The 4,357-nt window shown below is 69.0% G+C and carries 4 protein-coding genes and 1 pseudogene; 4 read left to right on the top strand and 1 reads right to left on the bottom strand.

All coding sequences use genetic code 11. The features are described 5' to 3' along the window. From ACXJKR_RS25505 to hpnE, 3 genes and pseudogenes are all read left to right on the top strand, one after another. A partial coding sequence (locus tag ACXJKR_RS25505) for a squalene/phytoene synthase family protein (protein ID WP_457325189.1) occupies positions 1-296 on the top strand: 296 nt, incomplete at its 5' end. Further along, positions 293-1,138: pseudogene (gene hpnD, locus ACXJKR_RS25500) on the top strand (presqualene diphosphate synthase HpnD); the annotation flags it as partial. The gene ACXJKR_RS25505 and the pseudogene hpnD, both read left to right, overlap by 4 nt. Continuing rightward, positions 1,126-2,427 carry a hydroxysqualene dehydroxylase HpnE gene (gene hpnE / locus ACXJKR_RS25495; protein ID WP_457325188.1) on the top strand — a complete coding sequence of 434 codons (1,302 nt, stop codon included), beginning with the start codon at positions 1,126-1,128 and terminating at the stop codon, positions 2,425-2,427. The pseudogene hpnD and the gene hpnE, both read left to right, overlap by 13 nt. Here the strand turns inward: hpnE and ACXJKR_RS25490 are convergent. Then, positions 2,355-3,458 carry a TIGR03790 family protein gene (locus tag ACXJKR_RS25490; RefSeq protein ID WP_457325187.1) on the bottom strand — a complete coding sequence of 368 codons (1,104 nt, stop codon included), beginning with the start codon at positions 3,456-3,458 and terminating at the stop codon, positions 2,355-2,357. The genes hpnE and ACXJKR_RS25490 overlap by 73 nt on opposite strands. A 64-nt stretch (positions 3,459-3,522) precedes the next feature. Between ACXJKR_RS25490 and ACXJKR_RS25485 the strand changes: the two genes are divergently transcribed. Continuing rightward, positions 3,523-4,293 carry an IclR family transcriptional regulator gene (locus ACXJKR_RS25485; protein WP_056198258.1) on the top strand — a complete coding sequence of 257 codons (771 nt, stop codon included), beginning with the start codon at positions 3,523-3,525 and terminating at the stop codon, positions 4,291-4,293. Positions 4,294-4,357 lie beyond the last annotated feature (64 nt).

Here is a 4,357-nt window from a genome sequence, read left to right as displayed (position 1 = left end):
GCCATGGCATCAGCGCCGAGGATGTGCTCGCCTGCCGTGACAGCCCTGCCGCTCGCGCCTTGATCGCCGACCTCTGCGCCTGGGCCCGCGCGCTGATGCTCGAGGGTGCACCGCTGGCCCTTGCGCTGCCCGGCCGCGCGGGCTGGGAACTGCGCCTGGTCGTCCAGGGCGGCCTGCGCATCCTCGACAAGATTGAGGCGCGTCATCACGACAGCCTCGTGCACCGCCCTGCCCTGGGGGTTCTGGACTTGCCGCGGCTGCTGTGGCGCGCCCTGACAATGCGGGCCGCACCATGAGCCCCGAACAATACGTCCAAGAGAAAGCCGCCGCGAGCGGCTCGAGCTTCTATTACGCCTTCCTGTTCCTGCCGCCACCGCGGCGGGCGGCGATCACGGCCTTCTATGCGTTCTGCCGCGAGGTGGACGATGTCGTCGATGAGACGCAGGACGCCGGTGTCGCGGCGACCAAGCTGGCCTGGTGGCGCAAGGAGGTGGCCAGCGCCTTTGCCGGGCAGCCCAGCCACCCGGTCATGAAGGCGCTGATGCCGCACACGGCCAGCCATGACATCCGGTTGGAGCATCTCAACGCCGTCATCGAAGGCTGCGAAATGGACCTGCAGCAAACGCGCTACCTCGACTTTCCGGGACTGCAGCGCTACTGCCATCTGGTGGCCGGCGTCGTCGGCGAAGTCGCCAGCGGCATCTTCGGCCGCACGCAGCCGCAGACCGTCGACTACGCCCACAAGCTGGGCCTGGCGATGCAGCTGACCAACATCATCCGCGACGTCGGCGACGATGCCCGGCGCGGCCGCATCTACCTGCCGGTGAACGAGCTGCAGCAGTTCGGCGTCAAGGCCAGCGAGATCCTGCTGCGCAGCAAGCCCTGGGGCTATTCGGACCGCTTCACGGCGCTGATGAAGTTCCAAGCCGAGCGCGCCCATCAGCTCTACGACGAGGCGCTGGCGCTGCTGCCCGAGGTCGACCGGGCCGCGCAGAAGCCTGGGCTGATGATGGCCAACATCTACCGTGCCCTGCTCGTGGAGATCGAGCGAGAGAACTTCCAGGTGCTGCACCAGCGCATCGCGCTGACGCCGCTGCGCAAGCTCTGGATCGCGATGAAAACGAATTGGCGCGGGCGGTKAGCCACGTCGCCATCGTCGGTGGCGGCTGGGCCGGCATTGCGGCGGCTGTGGCGCTGGCCGATGCCGGCCACGACATCACCGTCTTCGAGATGGCGCCGCAGCTCGGCGGCCGCGCGCGCAGCGTGGCGGGCGAGCCACCGTACGACAACGGCCAGCACATCCTTATCGGCGCCTACCGCGACAGCCTGGCGCTGATGCGCCGCCTGGGCATCGACCCGAACGCCGTGCTGAAGCGCCTGCCGCTGGCCCTGCCTTACCCGGGCGAGCCTGGCCTGCAACTGCCGCCGGGCCCGCCACTGATCGCCTTCGCGCGCGGCGTGCTGGCGCAGCATGGCTGGCCGCTGTCGGCGCGGCTGGGCCTGCTCACCGCGGCGGGCGGCTGGCTGGCGCGAGGCTTCCGTTGCGATACGCGACTGAGCGTCGCCGAGCTGTGCGCCCGCCTCCCGGCCGCAGTCAAACGCGATCTCATCGAGCCGCTGTGCGTGGCCGCGCTGAACACGCCGGCGCCCCAGGCCAGCGCCCAGGTCTTCTTGCGTGTGCTGAAGGACGCCCTCTTCAGTGGCGCCGGCAGTGCGGACTTGCTCCTGCCACGGCGACCGTTGTCCGAACTGCTTGCCGGGCCGGCGACGGCTTGGCTGGGCGAGCGGCTGCGTCTGGCCTCACGGGTGCAGAAGATCGAGCCCTGCTGGCGTGTCGATGGCGAAGCCTTCGACGGAGTCGTGCTGGCCTGCACCAGCGTCGAGGCAGCTCGGCTGACCGCTGACATCGCACCCGCCTGGTCGGCGACTGCTGGCGCACTGGGCTTTGAGCCCATCATCACCGTCTACCTGAGCAGCCCCGGCAGCGCCCTGCCCGCACCCATGCTGGCGCTGCGTGAGGGGCCAGACGCGCCAGCCCAGTTTGTCTTCGACCATGGCGCCCTCGGCGGCGCTGCCGGGCGCTTTGCCTTCGTCGTCAGCGGCGCGGCAGCCTGGGTGGAGCGCGGTGGCTGCGCAGAGGCCGTGCTCGCGCAGGCGCAGCGGGAATTGAGCTGGGCCACGCCACCCGTCATCGACAAGGTGCTGACAGAGAAGCGGGCGACCTTTGCCTGCACGCCAGGTCTGGTGCGCGCATCGGCCCGCATCGCACCGGGCTTGTGGGCCGCCGGCGACTACATCGCCGGCCCCTACCCCGCCACGCTCGAAGGCGCCGTGCGCGCAGGCCTGGCGGCCGCTCAGGGCGCTGGCGCGGAGGCTGGAATGGCGGCGAAAGGCGCCGCCAGCGGCTCGCCGACAAACACGCCCTGAGCCGTCCACGCCACGCTGTGCCAATAGGCTTCCAGCGCGCTCACCCCTTGGGCATAGGCCTGGATCAGCATCTGCGGGTGCGGGAACTTCTGCAGATGGTTGCAGGGCTCGCTGACCGTGCCGTAGCTGGCCGTCGCGCCGGCGTCGATCCAGTCGAGGATGTTCATTTGCCCCTCATCAGCCGGCGGTTTGTCGAGCAGGCCGCCCGCAGACGTCAGATGGTCGGCCAGTGCGCCCGGCAGCCATTCCCCGCCCAGTGGCTTGGGCACGCGGATCAGGCCCGTTTCATAGACCAGGATGCGGCGCATCGCTGGCAAGGCATCGCTCTTCACACGAGCCACCTCAAGGCCGGCCACACCAGGCACGGCACCGGCCGGCGGAAACAGGCGCTCACGCACATTTCGCGCCGCATCCGGTGTCGCCGCGAGATAGGCCATGGCCGACTCCGGCGCGCCGCCGGCCAATATGTGGTCCGCCGCGATGCCGCGCTCGATCATGGCCATGGCCGCCGGCACTGAGCGGGCCGCCAGCTGCATCGTCGGCCGCACGCCGATGACCAGCCACGGCTTGGCGCCGAAGTAACCCGTATAGGGGCTGATGCGCGTGGCGGCGCAGGACTGAGCGCAGACATTGGGCTGCAACCCGACGCCAAGAGCGCTTGTCAGTGAATTGCAGTCCACGGCATAGGGCTGCACCCAGGCCAGGGCCAGGCCGTTGACATGCTCGGACATCTGGCTGCGGATGGCCTGGTCGAGCGCCGTGAACTCCTCGCGCGTCAGGCTGTTGCGCAKCGGCAGTTGCACCCGCAGGATCTGCTCGGCCGGGATGCCGCGGCGCCTGGCGTAGTACTCACCCACGGTGACGGAATAGGGGTCGGCCGTGTTGATGACGAGGCCCAACTCATTGGCCGTGATGCGGCCGTACAACCGCGGCGCGCGGGCCCAACGTGACTCGCCAGGGGCCGGCGCAGCAGAAGCCGGCTCCGCGGCCTGGGCTGCGCCCATGCTGGCTATCGCCAGGGCAAGGCCCACTTGCCACCTCCTGAAGCCCGCTTTCGCCATACAAAACACTGGCAATCTCCCCCACAATGAAGCCATGAAATCCAAAGAGGCCCAGCAGACCCCGGCGATCCAGGTGCTGGAGCGCATGTTCTCGCTGCTGGACGTGCTGGCGAGCCACCAGGACCCGGTGTCGCTGAAGGCCTTGTCCGAGGCCACCGGGCTGCACCCCTCCACGGCGCACCGGATTCTCAATGACCTGACCCTCGGTCGATACGTGGATCGCCCCGAAGCCGGTAGTTATCGACTCGGCATGCGCATGCTGGAAATGGGCAACCTCGTGAAGGCGCGGCTGGATGTGCGCGACGCCGCCCTGCCGGCCATGCGCGAGCTGCACAAGTTCACCCACCAGCCGGTCAACCTGTCGGTGCGCCAGGGCGACGAGATTGTCTACATCGAACGCACCTACTCCGAACGCTCGGGCATGCAGGTCGTGCGCGCCGTGGGCGGCCGCGCGCCCTTGCACCTCACCTCAGTGGGCAAGCTCTTCCTGGCCAGCGACGACAGCCCGCGCGTGCGCGCCTACGCAACGCGCACCGGCCTGTCGGGTCACACGCGCAACAGCTTGACCGACATCAGCTCACTCGAGCGCGAGCTGGCCATGGTGCGCCAGCGCGGTATTGCCCGCGACGATGAGGAACTGGAGCTGGGCGTGCGGTGCATGGCGGCCGGCATCTATGACGACCAAGCCAAGCTGGTGGCCGGCTTGTCGATCTCAGCACCGGCCGACCGGCTGGAGGAGAGTTGGGTCGTCCGGCTGAAGGAAACGGCCTCTCAGATCTCGTCGGCGCTGGGCCACCGCGTCTGAAGCCAAAGCAAACACGGCGCCTCGGCGCCGTGTTTTCATTGGATTCAACCGCTCAGAGCTTGGC

This window comes from Roseateles sp. P5_E11 (assembly GCF_054049355.1).
This window is presented reverse-complemented; position numbering and strand designations above follow the sequence as displayed.